The organism is Nitrospira sp. BLG_2 (assembly GCF_049222245.1).
Genome location: NZ_JBLYIG010000023.1, coordinates 1 through 2,106, shown reverse-complemented (window position 1 = coordinate 2,106; position 2,106 = coordinate 1). Strand labels below are relative to the sequence as shown.

Here is a 2,106-nt window from a genome sequence, read left to right as displayed (position 1 = left end):
CCTGGCACTTTCCCAAATCGAGAAGCAGTATGGGAAGGGAGCGATCATGAAGCTTGGGGCCGAGGAGAAGGTCGATGTGCCGGCGATTTCCACCGGGTCCTTGAGCCTCGACATCGCTCTCGGTGTCGGGGGGCTTCCGCGGGGACGGGTGGTCGAGATCTTTGGGCAGGAGGCGTCCGGCAAGACCACCCTGACGCTGCATTGTATTGCCGAGGTACAGAAGGCGGGGGGAGTAGCCGCTTTTATTGACGCCGAACATGCCTTGGATTTGACCTATGCCAAAAAGCTGGGGGTGCAGGCCGATGATCTTCTTGTATCTCAGCCGGACACGGGTGAGCAGGCATTGGAGATTGCGGAAACGTTGGTGCGAAGCGGCGCCATCGATTTGATCGTGGTCGATTCGGTGGCGGCGTTGACGCCTCGCGCGGAAATCGAGGGCGAGATGGGGGATGCCCACATGGGCCTTCAGGCCAGGCTCATGTCACAGGCGCTGAGGAAGCTTACAGGCGCCATTGCCAAGTCCCTGACGACGGTGATCTTCATCAATCAAATCCGCATGAAACTCGGCGTGATGTTCGGCAATCCGGAGACCACAACCGGAGGAAATGCGCTTAAATTCTACTCCTCCGTCCGGCTGGATATCCGTCGCATCGAATCGATCAAGGAAGGTCAGGACGTGATGGGGAGTCGTGTCCGTGTGAAGGTCGTGAAAAACAAGATGGCACCGCCGTTTCGTCAGGCGGAGTTCGACATTATGTTTGCCGAAGGGATTTCAAAGATCGGCGAGCTTGTGGATATGGGGGTAGACAAAAAGATCATTGAGAAATCGGGTGCATGGTATTCCTACAAAACGGAACGGATCGGCCAGGGGCGGGACGCCGCCCGAGATTTTCTCAAGAATAATGTCTCCACAGCCCGCGAGATCGAAATGAAACTTCGAGAGGCGGCCGGCGTTCCGGCTCGCAATGAGAAAAAAGCTGAGACGAAAGAGGAAAAGCCTGTTTCACGCAGCGAGGAAAAGCGGGCGCATCGATAACGGCATGCGGTGAATGTGCCGAAGCGAAGAAGCCGATCTTCCTTAGAAGAGTGGATGCAGCTCGGGGTACAGTTTCTGGCGCGCCGAGATCGGACCGCCGTTCAAGTCGAACGGTATCTCTTATCCAAAGGAGCCTCGTCCCTCCAGGCACGGCAAATTGTTCGCCGGTTGTCCGACCTCCATTATCTCAATGACTGCGACTATGCTCAGCGATGGATCGACAAACGGTTGGTCTCCCGGCCGATGGGACAAGAACGGTTGAAGGTGGAATTACGGGCCAAGGGGATAGCGGAAACTCTGGCGAATCAAGTCATCGCAGATGTGTTTCGTGAAATAAATGAAGAGGCGTTGGCTTGCCGAGCCCTGAAGGCCGCACGATGCCGTGGCCGTCGATTGACTCGCTCGCAAACGGTGCGCTTTCTCCACCAGCGGGGTTTCAGTGAGGAGACCATTGATCGTATGATAGAGAAGTTCAGGATCGACGAGGAATCCGTGTATGAAGAACAGCGCGACTGATCTGCGAAGAGCCTTTATCCGATACTTCGAGGAACACGGCCATCAGGCGGTGCCCAGCTCGGCCTTGATTCCCCAGGCGGATCCCACCCTGCTCTTCACCAACGCCGGCATGAATCAATTCAAGCGGGTCTTCCTCGGAGAAGAATCCCGTTCCTACACGAGAGCCGTATCCGTGCAAAAATGTCTTCGCGCCGGCGGGAAACACAACGATCTTGAAAACGTGGGATACACCAGGCGGCACCACACCTTCTTTGAGATGCTCGGCAACTTTTCGTTCGGCGACTACTTCAAAGACGACGCCATCAGATTCGGCTGGGAGTTTTTGACGCAGACGGTCGGTTTGGCGAAGGATCGGTTATGGGTGACGATCTTCCGCGAGGACGATGACGCTGAAAAGTTATGGAAGCAGATCGGTGTCTTGCCGTCGCGCATTGTCCGGTGCGACGAAAAAGACAACTTCTGGCAGATGGCGGACACCGGTCCATGCGGCCCCTGCTCGGAAATTCATTTCGACCAGGGTCCATCCGTGCCCGGCGACGATCGGCCGAACGGTG

At 56.4% G+C, this 2,106-nt stretch carries 3 protein-coding genes; all 3 read left to right on the top strand.

Going from position 1 to position 2,106, the window contains the following annotated elements; all coding sequences use genetic code 11:
• Position 1: 1 nt before the first annotated feature.
• The gene (gene recA, locus ACOSYY_RS00665) at positions 2-1,036 is read left to right on the top strand and encodes a recombinase RecA (protein ID WP_421660298.1); all 1,035 of its coding nucleotides are present in this window, start codon (positions 2-4) and stop codon (positions 1,034-1,036) included.
• Positions 1,037-1,090: 54 nt separating this feature from the next.
• Entirely contained in the window at positions 1,091-1,552 is a 462-nt protein-coding gene (locus ACOSYY_RS00660) for a regulatory protein RecX (RefSeq protein ID WP_421660297.1), read from the top strand.
• On the top strand, positions 1,533-2,106 hold a 574-nt coding region (locus ACOSYY_RS00655), incomplete at its 3' end, for an alanine--tRNA ligase-related protein (protein WP_421660296.1). The genes ACOSYY_RS00660 and ACOSYY_RS00655, both read left to right, overlap by 20 nt.